Genomic DNA, 24,542 nt, shown 5'->3' on the forward strand with positions numbered 1-24,542 from the left:
TACTGGGTTCCTCAAGTGGACTGGAATATTTGGTCATTAGGTCGCAGATTATCCAATGGATATCGTGCAATTTGATGCTATCGTTGGTTGTTTTCAAAATAATTCCATTGTGGATGTCATTGCCTTTTTGAAATATCACCAGAGGTACTTCATCCATGCTTACTCCATCGTAATCAGTATAGGACCAGTGGTCACCGTAGAGAACCAGGACGGTGTCCTTTGGCATTTTTTCGTATAATTTACAAAAGCATTGATCGACGTAGTTTATGCTATTGATGTATTTTTTCCATAGGGCATCGTCTTCGCCTTCTGGATATACATTTTTCGATGGAGTCATATCAAAATCACAGTGACTCGTGAGGGTTATTATGAAAATGAAATTGTGGTCATTTTTGCTAGTATTTAACCTGTCTATGGCGAAATTAAACACATCGCCATCGAGTATTCCCATCTTGGACCCCTTGAATCCAATCGATTCGAAATCTTCCAAAAAGTATGTTTCCTGGAATCCCATTTTTGTGTAGGGAATTTTCCTTGAGAAAAAGCTACCAGTGCAGCCGTGATATGATACGGATTTGAATTTTTTAAACTTCCTTGGCAAAGTTTCAAATTTGGAGAAATCCAGTTTAGTGTGCAATGCATAGGTGTAGATTTTTGGTGATTCAGCTCCGGTCAAACACTGGTAGTCTGAGTTTGCCGACCCGCCATGGTGTCTCGAGAAGATTTTTTTTACAATGGCTGACTTTGTTACTGAATTAAGGAAAGGCATTACTTCTTTACCATTGGATTCCATGCCTAGGACCGAGTAATCCAGGCTTTCAACCTGTACCACAATGATGTTTTTGAATGGCTTTATTGGTGCATATAGCTGTGTGTCATTTCGACGGTCATTGTATAATTTTTGTGTTGTTAGGCAAAAATTTTGGCCATTATTTAACATATTTAATCCACTGATGGTAAAAGCGTTCAAGTAGCCATAGGCTTCAGGTATCCTGTCGTCCATATCTAGTACATATAAGAAATTGTGCTGAAGAGTGGATTGTAATGATATTTGAATAAGAAATGACAAAAAAATCAGCGATAGAAGGATAAGAAATGGATTGGTTTTGTAATTATTATTTTTTAACCTGCTGATTATAAAGAACTTTATAAGCAATGATAGGGTTAACATCAGGAATACCGTTGGACTTATCAATGGGATGGCGACGTCAGATATTTTTATAAACTCGTGGATTTGAGAAATTATGACGGTCAGTGTTATTGGTACTTTGAAATATCCATAGTAGGTTAGGAATACGAGTGATAGAATAAATTCAAGTATACTAACAATATATAATAGAACTCGGCATTTCCCAAAAAACACTGAGACAAGAAAAGTCGAGAAGGATAGATTTATAAGGGCTCTTAGCAACTTTGTTGCCAGTGCGTTTGTAATATTGTTATGAAGCGAAGGAATGGTCAATTCTTGAACCACAAATGCTTCCAGAGCAAAGCTAAGGATTAAAGAGATTGGGTAAATATGACGATGGATGAAATTTATCAGCCACTTATAAGCCGTTTGTGCATAATTGTTCATATCTGACAATGGCATTGGCCAATGTGTATTTTTTCAAGAACTCCCTATGGCCATTGGCTGATAGCTGTTCCAATTTTTCTCTATTATAGTACAATTCCAGGATTGCTGTTGCTGTATCTTGTATTCCAGTGGTGACAATTCCGCAGTTACTTTCGGTAATGGTCTGTTCAATTTCAGAACCCTTTGGTGCCATTGCAATTACAGCCCGGCCCGCGGCTAAGATTCCATACAGTTTACTTGGTACGGCATAGCCGAGCATGCTTTCTCGAAGCGAAACAAGGCCGACGTGACAGGCCGCAAGGGTTTCGGCCAGATGGGCTTTGGATTGCTGGGGCAGCCAGGTTATGTTTTTCATTCTGGTGGATAATTTTTGGGCATTCTTTTTGCGCTTCCCACTGCCAATGAACAGGAAGTGGATTTGCTCATAGCTTGCCAATGTTTTTGCCACGAGAACGAATGAGTCCATATCGTGCAGCAATCCCATGTTGCCTGAATACTGGACCACGAATTTTGACCTGAGATTTAACCTATTGATTAGGTAGGTATCTTCGAAGTTTATTAGCTTTCCGTTGGTTTGGCTCCAGTGTGGGAAATAATAAACGGTTTCACCTAGGCCATAGGAGGTTTTCAGCACGTTTTCCATGTCTCGACCAAGAACAAATATTCTATCTGCATGATAGAATGCCTTTTTATTCAAATACTTCCATACTTTTATTAAAAAAATATTTGGTTTAAAAATTTTTGATCCTGTCAATATTTCTGGGTATAGGTCGAGAATGAACAGGCTGTATTTGAACTTGAATAATTTTTGTAATATATAGATCCAGGCCGGTAGAAATGGTGGTGCTGTAAGCGCTATCACCTTGTTATGGCGGTACTTGAACATATGGGTCCCGAGGCACAGCGAAAACGCAAGGTAATGATATAGTCTGCATAGTATATTTTTCTTCGATGGCTTTTTTGGTCCAATGCGGGTGATTTTTACTTTCCCAAGTGGCTGAGTTTCATCGAATTTGCATTCCGAGGCCATGGGATATCCGCATATCACAGAAATATGGTGACCTTTTTCGGTGAGATGGTAGATCAGATCGGAAAATAATTGGCTTGTGGCCTGGGTGTCGGGCCAAAAATCCTTGCAGACCAACACTATCTCAGCTGGACACATGGTGTTATAATATAACCATTTTTTGACAATTTTCAAAATTTTTCGATAGTAATTTCCTGGTTATTCCCTAGTGGTATGCCATGGCCCTAGAAGATGCATACCTTGTGATAGACACGGCAACGCAAAAAAGTTTTGTTTTCGTCGTTGTCAGATGGCAGGTTGTGGATTCATTTGTCTGCGATGAACCAATGATGATTTTCGATTTTTTGAAATCTGTGCTGGAGAAGTATTTTTTTAGCAAAATGGTCTTTTGCGAAGGTCCTGGCCGGGTGGTTGGCCTCCGCATAGCTATGCTATTTTTGCGAGCTTATTCATCTCTGATGGAAGGAGTTAGTACGTTTTCATATACAAGTTTGGGCTTTGCAATGGAGACAAATGGTGCCTATGATAGGGTGGTATGTCCCAAAAGTATGGGTGATTTTTTTACCATGACAAAGGGTTCCGATGTTATTGATTCTATTAGTGTTGAGCAGGTTAAGCTTTTGGACCCGGAGCGAACTATTTTTCTGCAAACAAAACCTGTTGTGCCGAAGCATATGCCAGGGTTTAGTCTTGCCAAGTATGATCCGATTGGTGGTTATATCACCGCGTTACGGTCGACGAGGTCCAATTGCATGGCTCGCAGTCTGTTCGATTCAGCCGGAAAATTTACCACCTGGAGCGGCGAGAGACATCGCTGATTTTGATAAACTATGAGCGACGATGATATCATTAGGGTCAATGCGATTTCTCGGCGTTTTGGGACCGGAGCCGAGGCCCTATCGGTCATCGGTGGTGTGAGTTTTAATGTACTGCGCGGCAAGAGCATGAGTATTATCGGTGAGTCCGGTTGCGGGAAAACCACATTGCTGAGTCTGGTGGCTGGACTGGATAGGCCAGATGAGGGAACCATAATCTGGAACGGCTTTGATATAACCAGCTTGTCAGATAGTAAGTTAGCCATTTTTAGGTCAAAATTTTTGGGATTTATATTCCAGGACTTCTGTCTAATCAATGAGATCAGCGTATTGGCCAATGTGCTGTTACCTTCTAGATTGGCCGGAAAGAACTTGCCTAGTGCTAAAATCCGGGCCCTGGAGCTATTGGAAATACTAGGAATGGCAAATAAATGTTATAGTTTGCCGAGTTTATTGTCCGGCGGCGAACGCCAACGGGTGGCCATAGCAAGGGCTATGATAAACAATCCAGCGGTGATTGTGGCCGATGAGCCCACCGGTAATTTGGATGAAAAAACCGGAGCCTCTATCATGAAAATGATCTTGGATTTATGTGATTCAGACGGGGTTTCTCTGATATTGGTCACCCACAATGATAGGTTTGCAAAAATGACTAACAGGATTTATAGATTGGGCAATGGGTCATTGGCAATTGTTAGTTGATTTAAAATGGGTCTTTATGGCGTAATAAATCACGCCGATGCATATGGCGCTGTCTGCTACGTTAAACGTTGGCCATCTATATACTTGCAGATTTACGTCTATGAAATCTGTGACGCATCCAAACACCAGTCTATCGATGATATTGCCGATGATGCCTCCACATATGGCACCAAAGACGTATTGATTGGTAAAAAGTTCCAGCCTTTTTCTTGCTAAAAAAATTGCCACCAAAGCCAGGCATCCAAGCATACCAAGAGCCCGGGCGTTTTTACTGAACATTCCCCAGGCGGCACCGGTATTAAACGATGGTACGAAATATATCCAATTCTCCAAGATAGTGATAGGAAACGCACATTGGCCAAAACATTGGGTCCTGGCTAGGTATTTAGTGGTTTGATCTAAGGTACATAAAATGAGCAATGTCGTCCAGAATTTGCAAAAATTATTCCTCTGTGGTTTCATTATCATAAAGATTAAATCCACCATCGATGTCTTCTGCAAATGCTCCATTGTACTGTATTTTTTCTTTCACTGCAATTTGCCGTTCATGTTCCTTTTTCCCTTCAACCGAATATCTTGTAAAGGGGAAAATCGCCAACCTTTCGTCTGATATGGGTTCGCCGGTTATTTCGCAGATGCCGAATGCATTGTTTTCTATTCTGTCCAAGGCTGCGTCAATTTCGTGTAAAGCCTCGATGCCCGGTGGTAGCATCGTAAAAGCAAACTCTGGATTGAATCCACCATTTTTCCGTAATAGTTTGCTTGGAATTTCATTATTATTCAATTTATGTTGTATTATTTCTTTGAGTATCAACAGGTTATCATAATGGATCTTTAGTTTTGCCGGCACATTTTTGGCTTTTTTATCTTCGGGTTTGCTTTTTTGTGTCGAAGGATTGAAGCCCAATATATCTGCGATGCCGGCGGCGGACACAACGATGTTTTTGCTTTCTTTCCTGATTTTTTCCACAATTTTTTGTTTATTCTGTACCTTTACATTGTTGACCGTTCCGGTACCTTCCTTGGATCTGTTTTGTATAATGTCCATCACATCCTCCATCGAAAAATAGTTGGACCCACGGTTATCGTGTTTGATTATAGAACTGCGTCGGTTCTTAACCATCTCGATAATAGCATCACGGTTTACGCCTCTAGACTTTTTTGGTGAAAATTTTTTGTTAGCCATAATAGAAAATTATAGGTTAAAATTCTTCCATGTATTTATCCTTAAGTGCTTTTAGGCAACGCTCAGACACCCTGCCAAACCTACCAGCATATACAAACTTTGCGACTCTCCTCCAGCTTCTTGGACATCTCTCGAGCTTACTTGGTTCTGCCTTTACAGAAAACACATCACTTTCTTCCAAATATACTTCTGAAACGATGAAATATTCTTCCAATTCATCAGTATGTTTTTGAAGCAATTCGAAATTCCAACCATTGCAATATATACTGACCTTTGCATCCAGGGATTGTCCTATTTTTTTTTCTTTTCTGAGCAACTCTAGCTGCTCATTAACCCTATCTCGGATTTGCATTATGGAGTCAACCTCGGCGGATTCATCGGAAAAATCCAGCCAATCATCACATTTTGGCCAGTCGGCAAGATGTATGGATATGTCGGAAAATTCGCAACTATTTATCATAAAACTCAAGGCCTCGTCGGTGGTAAACATAAGAATTGGTGCTAATAATTTCAATAACGAATTTAGTACGTAATGAATAGCTGTTTGAGAAGACCTTCTGGTGGACCAACTTGGACCATGAGTATAGAGTCTATCTTTCAGGATATCGTGGTACTTGGCGGACAATTCTATCGAGCAAAAATTGTTGATTAGTTGGTAGACTTTGTGAAAATTGTAGTCATTGTAACATTCGGTACATTGCTCTATTAGAATCCTAGTTTTATGCATGATCCATTTGTCAATCGATGTCATATCTTTTTGGTCGACAGCATGTTTTGGTGCATCGAAATCGTAAAGATTTCCTATTTGAAACCTTATGGTGTTCCTCAGGGATCGGTAGCTGCTGATAACATTGGTAAATATGTCATCGGATAATGGCACATCATTTCTAAAATCTTCGGAGGCAATCCATAGCCGCAGAATATCCGTGCCAAATTTATTAACATAGTCGTCTGCCGTTTGTGGTTTACCATCACTTTTAGAGATTTTTTTCTTGTCTTCACCAACGACGAATCCGTGGGTTAGGACTTCCTTATAGGGGGCGCAGCCGCCATTGACAACCACACTGGTAAGCAGCGAAGATTGGAACCAACCTCGATGTTGGTCGCTGCCTTCCAAGTACATATCGGATGGAAAGGAGAGAACATCTCTGTTGTGAAGCGCCGCTCTGTGGCTCACACCGGAATCTATCCATACGTCCAGTGTATCGGTGCTTTTGATCAATTGTTTACCCTGCCATGGCGGCGGTAGATCAATCCCGGATAGAATTTCTTCTGTCGAGGATTCAAACCAAAAGTTCGATCCATATTTGGATATTTTTTCGGCCAGGGCCCGGATTAGCTTGGCATCTAGCAATGAGTTGCCGGTTTCATCAAAAAATACTGGTATGGGGATTCCCCAGGTTCTTTGTCGGCTTATGCACCAGTCTGGCCGTGATGTCACTGCACCGATGATACGATTTTCACCGTAGCTTGGTATCCATTTTACGGTCTTTATGGCTTTCAATGCCATTTCTTTTACCCGGCCGTCGACTTCGATGAACCATTGGTCCATGGCTCTGAATATCACTGGTGTTTTTGACCTCCAGCAGAACGGGTATTGATGCTCGACAATATGGAATCCAAGCAGTGCGTTGGCAGCCCTGAGTTTTTCGATGACGGCGTCATTTGCTTGGCACTTGCCATCAATATCTAGAACGCTTAGGCCTACAAGATCCGAAGGGATTTGCCCATCATCCACATAGCAGCCATCGTCATCCAATGGACTATAAACATCAATTCCGTACTTTAGGCCGGTCACATAGTCTTCCAATCCATGGCCAGGAGCAGTATGAACACAGCCTGTTCCTGCATCATCCTTGACATAATCTGCCAGAATCACTTTGCTGTCTCTTTCTATCAACGGATGTTTTGCTACCACACCTTCGAGGCCTCTGCCGGGCAGTGTGAGGATTTTTTTGAAATTTTTTATTTTTATGTCACAGGCTGATGCGAATTGATCAACCAATTTTTCAGCAATTATAAATGTTTCATCGTCCTTGGTTAGAGCCAGGTAATTAAGATCTGGATGTACAGCTATGGCCATATTGGACGGTATGGTCCAGGGCGTTGTTGTCCAAATCACCACATAGGAGTTGCTTGGCAATGCTAACCTTTGGGTACATTGGTCGCTGACTTTAAATTTAACGTAAATAGATGGGCTTTTGTGATCTTTGTATTCTATTTCTGCCTCGGCCAGAGCTGTTTTACATGGAATGGACCAATATACCGGTTTCTTTTTTCTATATACAAGCCCATTTTCGACGAAGTCTGCAAAGCAATTCAGGACAACAGATTCGTAGTCCGGATCCATGGTTTTGTATTCATTTTCCCAGTCAGCCAATATGCCTAGCCGGATGAATTGCCTGCGCTGCTTTTCTATAAACGATTTAGAAAAATTCGCACATTCCCGGCGGAGATGTACAATATCGAGACTGCGGTTTTCATCTTTTAATTTTTTACTGACTTTGTGTTCGATTGGTAAGCCATGGCAATCCCAGCCTGGAATATATGGAGTACTAAACCCGTTCATCGATTTGTATCGTAGGATGATATCCTTGAGTATCTTATTCAATGCTGTACCTATGTGCACGTCGCCATTGGTAAACGGTGGTCCATCGTGGAGAATAAACCTTTGCCCCTGGGCATTCTTTTTTTGAATTTTATTGTATAAATCCATGTTTTCCCAATGAGCTATTCTAGCCGGTTCTCGTTTGGTAAGATCCGCTTTCATCGGAAATTTCGTGACCGGCAAATTTAATGTATCTTTTAATTCCGTTGACATTTTTATAAAATCTCGCGCAGTCTTTAGTTCTTAACTAAACTGTCAATAAGAAGAATTCCAAACCGTGATAATGTTATATATTAGACTAGGTAACAAGGTGATCTAATTTGTCATTGTTTCCATGCAACGCTTTGCTACGAAAAATTTCATGTGATCCTTCAGGTTATGTATGCGCAGGTAATCTGCAATGCCGTCAACGAAGTTTGAAACGGCGATGGTTTCGATATCACGGTCACTGGCCTGGGCACTGGAAAAAAGCGTCATGAACGATTTCCGTGAGTGGCCATACAAAATGTCACAGCCAAATTCTTTGATCCTAGAAAGATTTTTTGTGATTTCTACGTTCTGTAATCTGGTTTTGCCGAACCCTATACCCGGATCTATAATGATGTTTTCTCGGTTCAATCCGAGGTTTTCCAGATAGGCCAGTCGCTGGGCGAACCAGTCCACATCCATATGCTGAAGCATGGTTACAAATTTAGCGCCACTGGCTGCGATTAGCTTCAATGTCTCATCGCTAAGCCTAGATTTTTGATCATTTATCCATTTAAATTTGTAATTTTTCATCAAAACTTTCAACACATCATCCTGGTAAGAATCCAAGCCCAGGCAGTCAATATAACCACAGCGTTCCAGTATTTCAGAAAGTCGCGAAATCTCTTCCGAGGCAGAAACTTCTTTGTACCCAGGCCTTGTTGATTGGGCACCTAGTTCTATTACCTGGGCACCGTTGTTATATAGGTCATTTATGTGAGCTTCGGCCCTATCCACGGCCAGGAAATTTCCACCATCGGAAAAGGAATCCGGCGTTACATTTACAATCGCCACCATTTTTGGCTCAAGAACAAAATGGTTCAAAGCCATATATTGGTCCGAATAGGTTTTTATATTTTGTGGAATTTCGTAACCGATCTCATTTAGTAGAAACTGAATAAAATCCCGATTTTTGATTTGCCTGTGCGGAATAGACAACTTTTCAGTGTTTATATGTTCATCGTTATAAAAAAGTATGTCTATGTCTATGATTCTTGGAGACCAAACTTCAGCATTTAGGTTACGTCCTAATTTGGCTTCGATGGTTTTTATTTTATCAAGAAGTTCCGTTGGTGGACAGTGAGAATTCCCTGCCACTATCATATTTAAATATGGGATATTCCATTCGGGCGGAGCACCTTCTGGTAATATTGCCTCGGTTTCTATTATATGTGATGTTGTTTTAACATCAAAAAATTTCGATAATTCCGCCAGAGCCGATCTGAAATTTTCGAATCGGTTACCCAGATTGCTGCCCAATGCTAGACATATCATGCCATGGTTTCCCATTTTAATCAAAATCAATACCTATGAGACTGATTTATGACTATCAGTGGACTATATGTCAATTCAGATGATAGAACTTGGGATAGAATGGTTACCGTGACTGCTTGTTTATTATTGTTTTAGGAAAGCCCGACGGCGCCTGGGGCGCCGTGGTATATCAACGAATTTATTTGACCGATTTATTCGGTCTTTTCTGCTTCTGCGTTTTTTATCTCGTTCCTTTTCTTTCGATAGTCATCCAGGTCTTTACCATGTAGAGCAAAGAACATTTTCATGGCATTTTCTGATGGTATAATGGTTTCAATTCCCTGATCACGTAATTCTTTTATGCGTAATAAGGTATATCTGTGAAAGTATTTACCCACTTGCCCCTGTTTTTTTATCGTTTTTTGATTCTCTAAATCATTTTTGAAATTATCGACAAAATTTTTAATTTTTTTAATTTTCTTGTCTGTCATGGTGGCATCTTTTATACAATGATTAGGGTTGTTCACAGCATAGACTGCTCTGAATGGATAGTCATTGTAAACATCGTAGTCAAAGTCACTTAGACGGTTTACGAATATGATGGTTTCACGTGATTCATTTTTGGCAGTTGCCAATCCCAGGACCTGGGCCATTTCGGCAGAGCTACCAAAAATATAATTATAACACATCGTATTTAATATATCGCGACAATCGTAGGGATTTTTGTTGATAAAGATATTTATGTCCTCGGTACTGAGATTACTTTCAGCCCAAATGTTCTTGCACCAATAACATAGTGATTTGGAGCTATTGTTCGATGTTTTTAGACTCGATATGACATTGAGCATGTCATCACCTACGAAATTATCCACTATTGGGAACATATTTTTTAAAAATGTTGATGATTTTAACCCATGAAAACATTTTCTTAATTTATCTATATGTTTAGCGTAGGATTTTCCGCAAAAAGATTGTATTAAATACACATACCAAGCATGGCCGAATTCGTGTGGCATGGCACTGAAGTAACTTGTAAATGGCGATAGTCCCAGAAAAATATTTAGCTGCGAGTTATCAGAAAATTCCGGATATGTTAACATCCGATCACAGTAAATATCCGAGTGGTTTAAATTAATATCGGTCTTAGACTTGGTTACAAGGGCCGATGGATTATCGCTAAAAATAAAGTTAAGTTTATAATTTTCATCTAGCTCCGATCTCAACTTATTTATGGCTAAAAATGTTACAAAATGCTGCCTCAGAACGTCGTTATTTTTTATTCTGTCCGAATTGATTTCCTCCATCATCTGTTTGATGCATTTTATTCTAATCGAATATTTATTGGGATTGGATTTGTCTTCTTTACTAAATGTTACAGTGCCTTCGGTGGTTTTTAGGATACTGTCCGGTATGCCTGAATAGTCTTTCGAGCTTTTTGAGCTTTTTGAGTCTTTTGCCACGGATGGTGCCTGGTATTCTTGTTGATCTAACGCACTATCATCTTTTGCCTTACCAGGTTCTGGTTTGTACTTATTTTTGTTAGCTTCTTTCTCTTCAAGTTTTTTGAGCAATTCTTCGGTATTTAAAAAAAACATTTGTAATTCATGGGTCCAGGCCTGGTTATTGGCGTCTGTTGCGAGGGCTTTGTAATACTCCACACGACCTTTTCCAAGTTCTTCATTAAAAGCATTGAGCACTGATTCATAGTCTATTATTCTGACATTATATTCATTAAGACCAAAGCTGTTTGGCAAATTGCTTATTTGATTTATTTCTTCGGTGTTTAATTTTCTGGAAACTTTCATTAATGAATTATATTCAAATTTTTTGTAAACCTGTAGATAGCTTTTGAGATAGTCTAAATATTTATCAGAATCCGTGTTTGTCTTACTTAGTTCACTGATCTTTTTAAGGTTGCTTTTGGCGAACTCCAGTGATTTTTTATAAAACTCTGGGTCATTCAATCCCGGTGGCTGTGGTATGATGTCATAGGCAGTAATTTTTGGTACATTAATGACGCAGCCAAATACACTAGCGGCTATTAAAATTGTGGTTTTGATTATACCTGTTTTCATGTAAAAATTATGTGAAATATCCTATGATCGTCAACGACAAAAGATTCATTGTTATGGTCTCCAGTCAGATGGTAGTTTATTCTTTTATTAAACTAAATTACCTTCTTGTAAAATAATGATTTATTGTTGAAATGAAGAATCCTTGTTCATATTTATGGATTACGACCGTTATATAGCAGATGTATTATCTAGGTGTGCATTGGCCTTTTCGTTCTCTCTGATTATCGCCGGGGTTTTAGCCGGTGGCCTTATTGAGAAACTAAAGCAGTTTAAAATAAAGCAGATTTTCAGGAAAAAGGAAGAGGTTAAAAAGTTAGCAGACCTCCATTCGTCGAAAAAGAATACTCCGACCATTGGAGGGTTCATAATTTTGATACCTGCTTTGATTTGTTCGATGGAATTTACTGCTAAGAATTATTTGACCTGCACCGCACTCTTTTCCTATGTTTGTTTTTCAATTCTAGGATTTTTAGATGATTATTTAAAGATTATAAAAAAGAATACCAAAGGTGTATCCGGCCGACAAAAGCTACTATTTCAATTGGTTATGACGTTATTTATCATCGCCATTATGGCATATAATAATGACTGGCGTAATGTTGAAAATACCATATACATTCCACTGATACATGATGAATACACCATATCACTGGCATTAATAGTCATACTTTTTTTCTTTGTATTAGCCGGTAGCAGTAACTCTGTGAATCTAACCGACGGCATGGATGGATTGGCAATAGGTTGTGTGATTTCATCGTTGGTATTTTTAGCAGTGGCTTCTATAGTAGCTGGAAATGAAACATTAGCCAGGAAGTATTGTGTACCACATTTGGATGGGGCAGGGGAGATTGCTGTGCTATGCTCGTCAATAATTGGTGCATCCCTCGTGTTTCTCTGGTATAATTCCTATCCTGCGGCGGTATTCATGGGAGATACTGGTTCGCTGGCGTTGGGCGGATTGATCGGCACAATTGCGATTCTGATAAATCAGTATATTGCCTTTGTACTGGTTGGAGGCGTATTTGTTATCGAGGCCCTGTCTGACATACTTCAGGTTGGCTATTTCAAGCTAAGCCGAGGAAAACGTATATTTAAGATGGCGCCATTACACCATCATTTTGAGCTTAGTGGAATACATGAATCGAAAATTGTTACCAGAGTCTGGATCATTTCTATTGTATTGGCTATTTTTGGAATTTGTTCTATTTTTATAAAAGTATGAAGTACTTCGGCACAGATGGTATTCGCGGTAAATTTGGCGAATTTCCTGTAACCCTGGATGTTGTTAGCCGGGTGATACTTGCACTTCGTATTTGTTCCGAAAGTCCTTCGCTGAAGATAGTTATTGGCCGTGATCCACGAGAGAGCGGTAGGATAATCGAAAAGACCCTATTAGACAATAGCATAGCCGCTGATGGCATTTTTTTGTGTGGAGTAGTACCTTCGCCGGCTGTGCCAATGGCTGTATTGGTTGAGGATGCTGATTTTGGCATTATGATAACGGCTTCTCACAATCAATTTGACGACAATGGTATTAAGTTTTTTGACAAAACCGGAAAGGTTTCCGTTGAATTTGAAGAAAGATTGGAAAAATGTATAGAGTCCTGCCAGCGCAATGCCCAGGGAGGCAAGGCGAATATTATAATAGATATTTCTAAAAAAGTATCGAAGCTGTTCCTGGAGTCCATGGCATCTCGAATCAATGCCCATGGCGAAATAAAAAAAATAACAGTGGATGCGGCGAATGGGTCTCTATCTAGTTTTGTCAGAAAATGTTATAAAAATGTCTGCGGCAAAGTTATTGTGATTGGTGACGATTTGACGAAAAAAATAAATCATAGGGTTGGAAGCGAATATCCTGAAGTTATCTCGGCTGCTGTTTTGGCAAATGGCTCGGACCTTGGTATTTCCCATGACGGAGATGGAGATAGGGTAGTCATTTGCGACGAGAATGGTATTGTGATCGATGGAGAGAAGATTTTTGCATTGATTTCTGATTATTTTATGAAAAGCAAAAAAATGAGCCAGAATAGGACCATTGTCACGACGGTTATGAGCAACATGGGACTTGATGTGGCGCTGAGGAACCTTGGTGTGGTGGTCGAGCGAACAGCTGTTGGTGATAGAAATGTGGCCAGAAGGATGTTGGAAATTGGATCAAACTTTGGTGGAGAATGTTCCGGTCATATGCTGTTTAATGACCTAGAAAGTACAAGCAATGGCGTGCTTTCAGCGATCATGGTTATCAATGCCATGTCATTTTTAGGAATCAAAGCAAGTGATGTGCAAAAACTTGTAAAAATGTACCCACAAAAAAAATGCAGCCTTGGTGTGAAAAAAATAATTCCCATCGAGGAGATTCCTTTTTTGGCCGGTGAATTGAAAAATATTTCCGATTACCTGTCGAAGTTTAATGGTAGGTTGGTCATAAGATACTCTGGCACAGAGCCTAAGCTTAGGATTTTAGTCGAATCCGAGTCCGATGATGTGTCAAATGAATGTTTGATAATGGCGAAAAATATTATCGCAAATAGCCCGATTATGCATTAGTGTATTTGTAAGGCCTTGGGCGATGAGATCTTGGGAAATAAGATTTTTGGAGAAAATTGATGACCTGTGTCAAAGTGAGGATTGGATCTATGCGAAGTTTATATGTTTGGAGGTACTATATCTCAATCCAAATTGTATAGATGCAAGGAAATCCCTGCTGAAAATAAGGCAGTATACGAAGCCTACAAAAAAAAGTAAGATATATTTCCAATTGTTGATTCACACAGTATTAGCTGTGTTTTGTGCCATTAGGATTAAAAAAAGACACCGAGAATTGTTGGCTGAATTGGAAAGTTTGCTGGATGCTTGCCCGACCTGTCAGTGGGCTCTCAGGCTATTGAGTGAAGTGGCATTTGGTTTTGGATTTGCCGAAACCGCGATTTTTTGCATCCAATGTATCCCAGAAAAAGACAGAAATATAGAGGATTGGTTGCTTGTCGGGGAATCCTACCTTGATTCTGACGATTTTGATATGGCAGTCGAGATTGCCAACAGGGTTTTACAAACTTCCCCGGATAATGCACGCGCAAGGGATTTGCTATGGCAATCATCGGTGGAGCAATCGATTGATGTGGACTCCAAACGCATTAGACATCAGCGGCAGGGCTTTTCTAAGTAGCTGTAATTTACATGTACCTAGAACGAAATATAACCGGAGCGTCTATATGTTCCTTTTTGGCCAAAATATCGTCAACATTGCCAATGCTAGTGGCTATACCGTTGGCTATAAGCATATATGGCCCCAGGTTGGCTGGATCTTGGATTACGATCAATTCCCTGGGTGTATTTTTATCATTTTGCTGCCAATCCGGCAATCGGAGTTTGACCGTTGAGATCAATAAATATGTAAATTCCATCGATAATTTATCGGTAAAAAAAAGCATATCGTCCTGCTATTTTTTAGCATTGATTCTGGGTATTATCCAGGCGCTTATCCTGTTATTTGTTAATAACATGCTGGACTATGAGCTGATATTTGGGTTAACAAAATTAGAATTATCCGAGCTGCGGTACCTGTCGATTTTGCTGATTTTTTACTATGCTTTTCTGCCATTTTTATCCATTGGAAGCGATGTGAGGCTTGCGGTAAACGAGAGCCATCTGGCAAGCACTTGGCAAATCTTTGGAAACCTAATCAATATTTTCGGCATATGGCTGATGGCCTCACCTGGTTCGCGGATGATATTTTTTGTGATGGCAACATTCGCAGGCACATGCATTGCTCATTTACTTAACAATTTTTTCCTTTTTAGAAAACGACATGGAATTTCCCCCACCATCAGGCATGTCTCATTAAATTCGATAAAAACACTGCTGGGTTCAGGTTTTTGTTATTTTTACCTGGCAACGGTTGCGATGCTGAACACCTGCTCTAACAATGTGATAATTACCTGGGCAATTGGAGTTGATCAGGTGATTTGGTATGAAATTGGGTTTAGATTGTTTACCATGGCGATGTTTATGAGTTATGTGTTTCAACCGCTATGGTCAGTTATCGATGGCGCAATAGGCTGTGATGAGTACACAGCGTTGAGAAAAATGTTCTTCGCCGGTGTGGTAAAAACGTTGTTGGCAAGCATTGGCTTTGCTGTTTTATTAATTATGTTTGGCAATGATATCATCGCTCTATGGGCTGGTAAACAAGTTCATATGGAAAGGGTTATGTTCATTGCCTTTGGAATTTGGTATGTGTCCACAAACGTTTCCATGTTTGTTGGCGCATTTCTTGAACATGAAAAATCGATCAAATTTGTAATGATTACAATTTCCATAACAACGCTGGTTTCTCTGGTAGCGAAAACCCTAGCCTGTGCCTATTGTGGTTTGGCGCCGATGATAGCCATCGGTGGAATAACGCAGCTGGTGTTCTGCCTTATTCCATATTGTATCTATCTTTGGCGCAAATTGTTATAGCTACGATAGATTCATTTTGTGCCTAAATGGACATTATGCAGATTAATATGTTGAATATTCGGTGGTATAAGTCTGAGTGGTTTATCTTTTTTCTCCCAATTGAACCATATGTCGAAAACTTCGATGCCAATGGCTGACAATGCTTCCTTTATATTTCGTAACATTACAGGGTTGTCATCTATGGCTATGACTGTGGAACAAACATCAGATAGATTCTCAACTTTTTGTACCGTAGCTGAAAATTTTAGAAACGAAATTATGACGTCACCTTTCCTTTCTCCCTGGAGGAGAAGAAAATTATCTATTAATTTCATCCGATCAGGTTGTATGAAGTTTGAAAAAATTATGCCACCCTGAAATACAGGAACAGCTAATATTTCTGTTATTATTTTTTCAGGTGTTTCATGGAACATACGATAATCATTGGATGAGCTTTTTAAAACAAGAAGCCTTGAACCATCCTCTAGATCAAAATTATTACTAGTACCAAGGTAATTAATATCAATGTTATCTAAAATAAATGGCAACGCAATAAATGGCCCCTCGGTACTATTGCTGTTTCCAAAGGGATCCCAAAAATTTGTCTCAAGTCGATTCATGGCATCACATCTGATGGTTGCCAATGAATGTTCTAAATTAGTTCCACATCTTATAGGCGAAATGACGGTTTTATATTTGCCGGTGGGGTTTATAGGTTCTATGCTTAGGAAATGATCAGTGGCCGAGGTCAATCCAACGGCCCTAAAGGGACATTCCATTAGATAATTAATAAACTCTTGGCTAACAGGTATCGCATTATTACTAGGACCAACTTCAGTACATTTGGTGCTATTACCATTCAAGTAATCGCTGGAGCTACGTATGATGGTATTATCTATGTCCACGAACATTATGGTATTGAGAGGATCCGCCTGGCCTGTGGAATATAACTCATTTAGCATGTCTACTAATTTCTGTCCACTGCGTACCTCAATTGGATCGCCTGAACAAATAACCGCTTGCATAACAAGCAAAACCACACATATATAATTTTTAAGTAACATAAATTGTGATGTCTAACATGTTTTAAAAAAGAATCAACCAGAATTTATTGCTAAAATAATATACGAAAAATAGGCACAACCAATGCCCAGGGAATATTTTTGAATTATTGGATTGCCAAATTTCTCCAGTTAAACAATATCAACCAGATATCGATATTCTCAATTCCAGGAGTGTTCCTTAATATTGTCTCAGCATTTTTTAGTTGGCGAATGTCATCATCAACAATAATAATACGCCTATAGATATTTTTGACATCATTAATATCACAGCTGGGTGTTAATGCTTTCAAAAATGAAACAATGACATCTCCCTTTCTGTACTCATCAGGATAATCTGTAGATTCGCCAGAATCATATAATTTCCTTCTCAAATGGGAGCGTCGTACAAAATTTGAGAAAATTATTCCGTCTCTAAACACAGGCGTAGCTGATATTTCTCTGACTGTGCCATCAGGATCTTTTTCAATAAACCATGAACTCTGATTTAGCTGGTTATATGATTTTTGCTTAAAATATTGGACTTGCTTTGCTGACATATCATTCGGTTTTGTTGTCGGACATAACATTTTCTTTGAAAGTATTTCATCAACTTCATCGACTTCATCGACTGAAAATATGGTTTTACCTGAACCTAATTTAAAGGTTTTATGACTATATTTTTCATAATTTTCTGTATGTTCATCAAGGTAATCATACACGAATGGTAAAATTGTATCTTCTTTTATTGTATCTTCTTTTAATTTTAATAATGGCGAAAATTTTATGCCCAACTTTTCCATTGCTTTACATCTAATTTTAGAAAATGAAAGATTTGTTTCGCTCTTACATTGTGAAATACGCATTTCATATATTGCTTCTTCAGGGTTTTTATGACCTATTTCCTTAAAGCTAATGGTATACAAAGTAGGTGATGTAAACCCAACGATTTTTGTAGAATTTTCGCCATTGGGGTTTTTAGTTATTTCTTTCAGATAATCAATCAGCTCACGGCTAATTGGTTCAATATTTTTCTGTGCTATAAATGCATCTTCATTTTCTGCAGTGGATTTAGAAATACCACTGATATCACTACCATTTTCTATGATAGTATCACCTATACCAATAATAATAATTGTTTTTTCGCTTATATCACTAGTCAACATTGATAATTTATCAATCAATTCCTGAGCGTTATTTGCATGGATTATGGGCTTGACATCTCCAAAACAAAAAACCACCTGTGAAATCAGCACAGCAATACACGAAATCTTTTTATGTAACATAATACCGTCTAATTAATATTTAGACAAATTATTTACGAAAATTGACCATAACATATTCCACTCGAGCATGCTACAGCAACTCTTTTAATTTAGTTCCTGGCTTAAATTTTACGCTTTTCGATGCTTTTATGATTATTTTTGCACCGGTTCTTGGGTTAACACCATTTCGCTTATCGCGCTTTGTGACACTGAAAGTGCCAAAGCCTACGACCTGCACACTGCCATCTTTTTTGATACCATTTGTTATTGCATCCAAAACCACGTTCACTGTATGTTCTGCAGATGCTTTTGTAACCTTATGATCAGATGAGCACATCCCATTACAATCACATTTATTTAATAGATTATACGTTTCATTTATTAATTCAGACTTATTCATATTTTTAAATTTTAATATAACTTAATAATTTCCTATCAATCAATTGATTGAAAAGACGTTATGAATTATCGAAACCTATAACCACCTAGTCAATAATATAAGTTGTTTTTTTGCCAATTTATTCAATAAAATACTCAAAAATATATGGAATAATCAATTTTTAATACATTTTAGACATATTTTTTGTAAAAAAATAACCATTTTGCTTATATTAGACACCAGTTATTACTTCGGTTGATTGAAAAACGTTGAAATTTTCTGGCTTAACTACAATCATTAGTAACCAGTGATAATGACAGATTATATGAAAGAAGAACAACGCAATGTAACGGATTGTTTGGATAAAGGGCAGGATATTGAAATGAATTTAGATGGTTCCATGGGCGATGTTGATGATGTGGACTCCGGCGAAAGCGAGGTGTCAGCTCTTGAGACCAAGATGCTTCTATTACAGGCTGATTTTGATAACTTCAGGAAACGTGTTGCCAGGGACAGGGATGAATATCAAAAATATGCCTGTGCATCTCTAATGTCTGCCATGTTTCCAGTGTTGGATGTTTTTGAGATAGGATTTAAATCTGTTGATCAAGCAGATCCGGCCGTATCCGGATTTGTTATGGCGTTTAATCAATTGAAATCCATACTGAAAAACAATGGATTGGAGGAAATATTGCCCAGTGGGGCAAAGTTTGATCCGACTATACACGAAGCTGTTTCCCATGTTCCGAGTGATCAGGTACCAAGTGACATGATAATTGAAGTCGTTCGTACAGGCTATATGCTAAATGGTAGGCTGTTAAGACCGGCTGCCGTGGTGGTCTCCAGTGGTAAATCGGAGCAGGAATAATATGGCTGAAAAACAAGATTATTATGACCTGTTAGGTGTTTCTAAAACCGCTACATCCGAAGAGCTTAAGAAGGCTTATCGGAAGATGGCCATGAAGTATCACCCGGATAAAAACCCAGGTGACAAAGCCGCTGAGGAAAAGTTCAAACAGATATCCGAAGCCTATGAAATTCTTGGTGATGATCAAAAACGTGCTTCCTATGATAGACATGGACATGCGGCCTTCGAATCGGGTAGCCATAGGGCAGGTGGTAGTCATTTCGGTGGATTCCACGATCCTTTTGATATATTTAGAGAGGTTTTTGGTGGTAGCGGTGGAATTTTTGGTGACATATTTGCTAGCCGGTCCCATTCCCAATCCAGTGGATCTGATCTGCGATATGATATTGAAATATCTCTAAAAGAGGCTTTTACTGGTGTTGAAAAGCTAGTTAAATACAATCGCAATGTCAAATGCGATCGATGCAATGGATCCGGTGCGGCCGATGACTCGAAGACTATTAAGTGTAGACGCTGTGGAGGCAGCGGTGTGCTTTCTATGTCCCAGGGCTTTTTTTCCATTCAACAGACTTGTCCAGAATGTCATGGGCAGGGCATGAAGATATCCAGTCCCTGTACCGAGTGCAATGGATCGGGAGTGGTGATGGAGAAAACAACTACTAAAGTTAGGATACCACCAGGTGCATTCTCAGGTATGAAACTCAGAATACAGGGATTTGGTGAAGCTGGCCATCAAGGCGGTCCAGTCGGCGATCTATATGTGGTCATAAATATTAAAAATAACAATGAATTCGAGCGCGATGGCGATGATCTTCATTGTAGGCTGGATATACCATTTACCCTGGCCGCACTGGGTGGTGAGATCAATGTCAAAACCATAGATGCCGAGGCGGTTTTAAAATTATCTCCTGGCACTCAACAGGGTACGGTAATGCGTATACGTGGCCATGGCATGAAGAAGCTGAAAAGTGATGATCGGGGAGATCAATATGTTCATATAGGTATAATTGTTCCTAAGAAGCTTACCCAGGAGCAACGTGAAAAACTAGAGGCATTTGCGATGACATTCAGCGACGATGCCCATAAAGCCATTAAGAGCTCCAGTTGGTTTAATAAAATAAAGGATAGCTTTAAGTAGTTGTGGTAATCACTCTTCGGTGATAGCGTTTAGCAAAGTGTTTATTTCAGGCAAGAGCTCTTGGAATATATTGTTAGATGGTTCTTTTTCACAGAGCTCTTTTGCATGGGTTAGAGATTTAACGGCCTTTTCCGGTTGCTCTGCATCAAAAAAGCATTCAGCGGCGTTCATCAATATCAGTGGATGGTGTGGGAAAAGTGTAAGCAGAAAATCATACATTTTTGTTCCTGCCTCCAGGTTTGTGTCGGCTACATTCTCTGCTAGCATCATATAGGCGTAGGCATTAGGGTTTCCATCGGGTATAACCAATGTTAGTAGTTGCCATAATTTAACCTGGTCTTCGGTTGTCGCATTTTCGGCAAAATTTTCCAACACAGACACATCGGGTTCGCTTATTTTGGTCAAAGCCATGCTTATTTTGTCCTCTTTGGCGAAATCTATTAATTTATTTATTATCACCGAACAGGTTTCGTCTGCTGCGAACATTTTTATGGCATCTGAATACATGGAGAGCATAAAATCAGTTGCACTGCTCATCCCCTCGGGAACCACAAGGTTTTCTTTGGAAGTTTTTAATACCATGTCACTTAGCTCGTTTATCAACCAATTTAATCTGTCAGCCGGAACCATAACCTAGGAATTTTATCCTTTATTGAAAAATTAGAAAGCAAAATCTCGATGTATATTGCAAAATCGATTGGCTAGAGCTAAATCTTGGCTGTAAATGTGTACTCCGGAGTGTTATTGTCTATTGTAATCTTCGCAGAGTCTTTATCTGGCCGAGATTTGTCCCAATTGGTGACGTGGATGATTTGCTCCTTCTTTGGGACAGATATGTCATTACCAAGCCGTATGCGAAGATAATTTGGTGTTTGCATCTGGGCTATTTTTGAAACCAGCGACAGGTTCTTGTCCTCGATGCGTCTACATTCTGATTCCAAGCTGTTTACTATGCCTGCATGGATGAATATCTTTTGGCGAAGGACCAGTGTACCGAGTGCCGATAAAAACATTACCGTGGCGGAACATAGTATAAGTGCCGCCAACATTCCTTTGTTTATAAACCTATTATTCATGATTAAATTTCTCGTTTTTCAATGGCACGCAGCTTGGCAGATCGGCTACGTGGATTATTTTTTTGTTCCTTTTCGGATGGCACTATTGGCTTCTTGGTGAGCAACTTAGCATAATAATGGCTTTCTCCCTTAGCCTGGTGCTTTGTATTTACTGCGGTTTGATCCGAAACTTTTTTGAAAAAATTTTTCACAATTCTGTCTTCCAATGAATGAAAACTTATTACAACTAACCGGCCGTGATTGTTTAGCATATTGAAAGCTTTTTCTATGGCCGTTTCCAATGTCTCTAGTTCATTGTTGATCGCTATCCTTATGCCTTGAAATGTCTTAGTCGCAGGATGTATCCTTGTGTACGGAAGGTGAGGTATGATTTTTCTCAGCATGTCAGCAAATGAATCTGAATAGACCAGCACATCGGTCCCTCGCTGTTTGATTATGGCCATGACAACGCGCTTCCAAAACCGTTCTTCGCCATAATCTTTAACGGCTTTGATCAGTTCATCCATGGATGCACTTTCGAGGAATTCATGGGCTGTGATGCCACTCTGGTTATCCATCCTCATGTCCAGTTTTGAGTGAAATTTGAAAGAGAATCCTCGGGTCTGAGAATCGATTTGAAAAGATGATAGGCCCAGGTCAAACAGAATACCATCGAAGGTTGTCTTAAGTTGGTCGATGTTCCGGAAGTTCATCTGGTAGAAGTGGAAGCGGTCACTGTATTCCCTGTTTAACTCTATCGCTCGTGTATATGAATCTGGATCCTGGTCCACTGCCCATAGGGCGTTTGAATCCAGGGCAGAAAGTATGAGTTTTGAGTGACCGCCTCCACCAAATGTGCAGTCCAGAAATTTTGTACCTTTACTGGCTGATAGAAATTCAATGACTTCGGTGGGCATTACCGGGTTGTGTGTTGAATTTGTCATAGTCCCAATCCTTTCAAAATATCGCTCATCTCGTCGCTTTGATGGTCGACACATTTTATGTAGTTTTGAAACCTATTTGGTTCCCATATGTTAAATGTCATGTAACTGCCGACAAGAAGCACGTCGTTTGAGATTCCGGCATGGTCCACGATGCGCTCTTCTATTTTTATTCTACCCTTTTGATCACAGCTGAAGGTATCGGCATTGGAGAACAGCTTTGCTAGAACATATTGGCCTTTTTGGTCACCAAGGCTCACTTCGGCGACTTTTTCTTCCAGCCGAGTTATCATTTTTGGTGGGTATATTGTTATGCAACCGATGGGATTTGGTAGTGCCAGAAAAATTTCATTATCAACGGTTGATCGCCATTTTGTCGGCAGAGCAATGCGGAGTTTATCGTCCATATTTCTCTGGAATTGGCCCACGTAAAATGACTTTTCTAGTAAATTCACTTATCTCCCAACGGTGGACATTCTCCCCCATTTTGTCCCACAAGTCAATAATTTTTTCCATATCAAATGTATCAAAATTTTGTTAATTTATTGTAATGAATTGTGGTTGCATATTATTAATGGTAATATACATGCTGGTAATCAACGAATTACATGTTGCATATGTGCTGTACCTTAAAATAGTTAGATTGGAAAAATTTTTACAATTTATACCCGAGGGCCGGGGTTTTAAAGAATCGATTTGATGCTTTTGAGCACGTCGCAGCAGAAAGCTATTTCGTCGATGGTATTGTATAATCCGAAAGATAGTCTCAGCGTGCTATTCAGGTTGAGTAGTTTCATAAGTGGCTGAGCACAATGATGTCCAGCGCGGGTTGCTATGCCTTCTGTGTCCAGAATGGTGGCGATGTCGTGGGGATGGATTCCTTTCATTACTATCGATATTACTCCGGCCCGGTTTGTGGGATTTAGCACCAAATCAACCTCATCTATTTTAGTAAGTTCTTCTATGGCAAATGTTACTAGATTGGTGGCATGGTTCGAGGCCGTGTCAAAATCGATGGATTTCAGGAATTCGAGGGCGCCCAGGGCACCGGCTATTCCGATGGTATTTGGTGTGCCGGTTTCAAATTTATCAGGTATGTCTTTAAAAGTTGCATCTTCAAAAGTTGCGTTCAGTATCATGTTGCCGCCGAATTCATAGGGTTTCATTTGGTGGAGCAAATGACTTTTGCCGTAGAGGATTCCTATGCCCGTCGGGCCATAGCCTTTATTGCAGGAACAGAGGAAAAAATCGCAATCCAGCGCAGTGACGTCAATTGGTTTATGCCCAAGACAATGGGCTCCGTCTAGGATAAAAATTGCGTTGGTTTTATGGGTTAGTTCAGAAATTGTTTCGATGGGATACCTGGCACCGAAAACGTTTGTGATGTAGGCCATGGACACGATCTTTGTTTTTTTTGAAAGCATTGATTTAAAATTACTTACATCAAAATCGCCGGATGGGGTAGACCTGCAAACGCGCAGTTTTGCACCGGTTATCCTGGCGACCTGCTGCCAGGGTATTATGTTTGCGTGGTGTTCTTGATCGGAAATTATTATTTCGTCGTCGGTCCCTAGGGTGTCCTTGGCATAGCACCTGGCTATTATGTTGAGGCCATTGGTAGTTCCAGCCGTGAATATGACGTTATTTTTGTCGTTGATATTGAAATAGGCGGCCATTTTTGACCTGGTGGTTTCGTATATCAGGTCGGAGCGTTCGCTAAGGAAGTGTATGCCACGGTGGACATTAGCATTTTTGTGTGACAAAAAATCCGTTATGGCATCGATGACACACTGAGGTTTTTGTGTAGATGCGCCATTGTCCAGATATACCAGCTGCTTGCCTCGGGAGTTCTTTTCTTCTAGTATTGGAAAGCTTTTGCGGAATTTTTGTACATCGAAGCCAGTTTGATGGTCCATGGTTTGTT

At 39.7% G+C, this 24,542-nt stretch carries 23 protein-coding genes; 8 read left to right on the plus strand and 15 right to left on the minus strand.

Going from position 1 to position 24,542, the window contains the following annotated elements; translation table 11 throughout:
- Both LBB20_03490 and LBB20_03495 read right to left on the minus strand, forming a co-directional pair.
- A partial coding sequence (locus LBB20_03490; GenBank protein MDR2735862.1) for an LTA synthase family protein occupies positions 1-1,576 on the minus strand: 1,576 nt, incomplete at its 3' end.
- Positions 1,548-2,741, minus strand: coding sequence for a glycosyltransferase family 4 protein (locus tag LBB20_03495; protein ID MDR2735863.1), 1,194 nt, complete (start codon positions 2,739-2,741; stop codon positions 1,548-1,550). The genes LBB20_03490 and LBB20_03495, both read right to left, overlap by 29 nt.
- 80 nt (positions 2,742-2,821) lie before the next feature.
- Here LBB20_03495 and LBB20_03500 point away from each other — a divergent pair, with 80 nt between their 5' ends.
- A complete protein-coding gene (locus LBB20_03500) occupies positions 2,822-3,421 on the plus strand; it encodes a hypothetical protein (protein MDR2735864.1) in 600 nt (199 codons plus the stop codon).
- 12 nt (positions 3,422-3,433) lie between these two features.
- Positions 3,434-4,120, plus strand: coding sequence for an ABC transporter ATP-binding protein (locus LBB20_03505; GenBank protein MDR2735865.1), 687 nt, complete (start codon positions 3,434-3,436; stop codon positions 4,118-4,120).
- Here the strand turns inward: LBB20_03505 and lspA are convergent.
- The 5 genes from lspA to LBB20_03530 all read right to left on the minus strand — a co-directional run bounded on the left by lspA (position 4,100) and on the right by LBB20_03530 (position 11,489).
- Positions 4,100-4,582 (minus strand): signal peptidase II, encoded by a 483-nt coding sequence (gene lspA, locus LBB20_03510; GenBank protein MDR2735866.1) that lies wholly within the window; start codon positions 4,580-4,582, stop codon positions 4,100-4,102. The genes LBB20_03505 and lspA overlap by 21 nt on opposite strands.
- Positions 4,563-5,306 carry a TraR/DksA family transcriptional regulator gene (locus LBB20_03515; protein ID MDR2735867.1) on the minus strand — a complete coding sequence of 248 codons (744 nt, stop codon included), beginning with the start codon at positions 5,304-5,306 and terminating at the stop codon, positions 4,563-4,565. The genes lspA and LBB20_03515 overlap by 20 nt, the downstream gene beginning before the upstream one ends.
- A gap of 16 nt (positions 5,307-5,322) precedes the next feature.
- Complete coding sequence (ileS, locus tag LBB20_03520) at positions 5,323-8,127, minus strand: isoleucine--tRNA ligase (protein ID MDR2735868.1); 2,805 nt, start codon at positions 8,125-8,127, stop codon at positions 5,323-5,325.
- Between the two features lie 102 nt (positions 8,128-8,229).
- A complete protein-coding gene (folP, locus tag LBB20_03525; GenBank protein ID MDR2735869.1) occupies positions 8,230-9,450 on the minus strand; it encodes a dihydropteroate synthase in 1,221 nt (406 codons plus the stop codon).
- Between the two features lie 176 nt (positions 9,451-9,626).
- Positions 9,627-11,489: a hypothetical protein gene (locus LBB20_03530; protein MDR2735870.1), complete on the minus strand. Its 1,863-nt coding sequence runs from the start codon at positions 11,487-11,489 to the stop codon at positions 9,627-9,629.
- Between the two features lie 154 nt (positions 11,490-11,643).
- Here LBB20_03530 and mraY point away from each other — a divergent pair, with 154 nt between their 5' ends.
- From mraY to LBB20_03550, 4 genes are read left to right on the plus strand one after another with little or no spacing between them, the layout of a single operon-like run.
- The gene (gene mraY, locus LBB20_03535; protein MDR2735871.1) at positions 11,644-12,711 is read left to right on the plus strand and encodes a phospho-N-acetylmuramoyl-pentapeptide-transferase; all 1,068 of its coding nucleotides are present in this window, start codon (positions 11,644-11,646) and stop codon (positions 12,709-12,711) included.
- The gene (locus tag LBB20_03540; protein ID MDR2735872.1) at positions 12,687-14,039 is read left to right on the plus strand and encodes a hypothetical protein; all 1,353 of its coding nucleotides are present in this window, start codon (positions 12,687-12,689) and stop codon (positions 14,037-14,039) included. Before mraY ends, LBB20_03540 begins: the two co-directional genes overlap by 25 nt.
- Before the next feature lie 22 nt (positions 14,040-14,061).
- Positions 14,062-14,658, plus strand: a complete 597-nt coding sequence (locus LBB20_03545; protein ID MDR2735873.1) for a hypothetical protein — start codon at positions 14,062-14,064, stop codon at positions 14,656-14,658.
- An 11-nt stretch (positions 14,659-14,669) separates the two neighbouring features.
- Positions 14,670-15,953: a hypothetical protein gene (locus tag LBB20_03550; protein ID MDR2735874.1), complete on the plus strand. Its 1,284-nt coding sequence runs from the start codon at positions 14,670-14,672 to the stop codon at positions 15,951-15,953.
- A gap of 11 nt (positions 15,954-15,964) precedes the next feature.
- On the opposite strand, the gene LBB20_03555 is transcribed toward LBB20_03550, so the two are convergent.
- The 3 genes from LBB20_03555 to LBB20_03565 form a co-directional block, all read right to left on the minus strand.
- Positions 15,965-16,957: a hypothetical protein gene (locus tag LBB20_03555; protein ID MDR2735875.1), complete on the minus strand. Its 993-nt coding sequence runs from the start codon at positions 16,955-16,957 to the stop codon at positions 15,965-15,967.
- Between the two features lie 143 nt (positions 16,958-17,100).
- A complete protein-coding gene (locus tag LBB20_03560; protein ID MDR2735876.1) occupies positions 17,101-18,258 on the minus strand; it encodes a hypothetical protein in 1,158 nt (385 codons plus the stop codon).
- Positions 18,259-18,328: 70 nt separating this feature from the next.
- Entirely contained in the window at positions 18,329-18,637 is a 309-nt protein-coding gene (locus tag LBB20_03565) for an HU family DNA-binding protein (GenBank protein ID MDR2735877.1), read from the minus strand.
- A gap of 292 nt (positions 18,638-18,929) precedes the next feature.
- Between LBB20_03565 and LBB20_03570 the strand changes: the two genes are divergently transcribed.
- Positions 18,930-19,484 (plus strand): nucleotide exchange factor GrpE, encoded by a 555-nt coding sequence (locus LBB20_03570; protein ID MDR2735878.1) that lies wholly within the window; start codon positions 18,930-18,932, stop codon positions 19,482-19,484.
- A gap of 1 nt (position 19,485) precedes the next feature.
- Positions 19,486-20,622, plus strand: coding sequence for a molecular chaperone DnaJ (dnaJ, locus tag LBB20_03575; GenBank protein ID MDR2735879.1), 1,137 nt, complete (start codon positions 19,486-19,488; stop codon positions 20,620-20,622).
- 9 nt (positions 20,623-20,631) lie between these two features.
- On the opposite strand, the gene LBB20_03580 is transcribed toward dnaJ, so the two are convergent.
- The 5 genes from LBB20_03580 to LBB20_03600 all read right to left on the minus strand — a co-directional run bounded on the left by LBB20_03580 (position 20,632) and on the right by LBB20_03600 (position 24,534).
- Positions 20,632-21,252, minus strand: a complete 621-nt coding sequence (locus LBB20_03580; protein MDR2735880.1) for a hypothetical protein — start codon at positions 21,250-21,252, stop codon at positions 20,632-20,634.
- Positions 21,253-21,329: 77 nt separating this feature from the next.
- On the minus strand, positions 21,330-21,698 hold the full coding sequence (locus LBB20_03585) for a hypothetical protein (GenBank protein ID MDR2735881.1): 369 nt from the start codon (positions 21,696-21,698) through the stop codon (positions 21,330-21,332).
- A gap of 2 nt (positions 21,699-21,700) precedes the next feature.
- The gene (rsmH, locus tag LBB20_03590; GenBank protein MDR2735882.1) at positions 21,701-22,621 is read right to left on the minus strand and encodes a 16S rRNA (cytosine(1402)-N(4))-methyltransferase RsmH; all 921 of its coding nucleotides are present in this window, start codon (positions 22,619-22,621) and stop codon (positions 21,701-21,703) included.
- A complete protein-coding gene (locus LBB20_03595) occupies positions 22,618-23,073 on the minus strand; it encodes a hypothetical protein (protein ID MDR2735883.1) in 456 nt (151 codons plus the stop codon). Before LBB20_03595 ends, rsmH begins: the two co-directional genes overlap by 4 nt.
- Before the next feature lie 228 nt (positions 23,074-23,301).
- Positions 23,302-24,534, minus strand: a complete 1,233-nt coding sequence (locus LBB20_03600) for a cysteine desulfurase (GenBank protein ID MDR2735884.1) — start codon at positions 24,532-24,534, stop codon at positions 23,302-23,304.
- Between the last annotated feature and the right edge of the window lie 8 nt (positions 24,535-24,542).

Source organism: Puniceicoccales bacterium, assembly GCA_031283585.1.
Taxonomy (GTDB): domain Bacteria; phylum Verrucomicrobiota; class Verrucomicrobiia; order Opitutales; family LL51; genus JAIRTH01.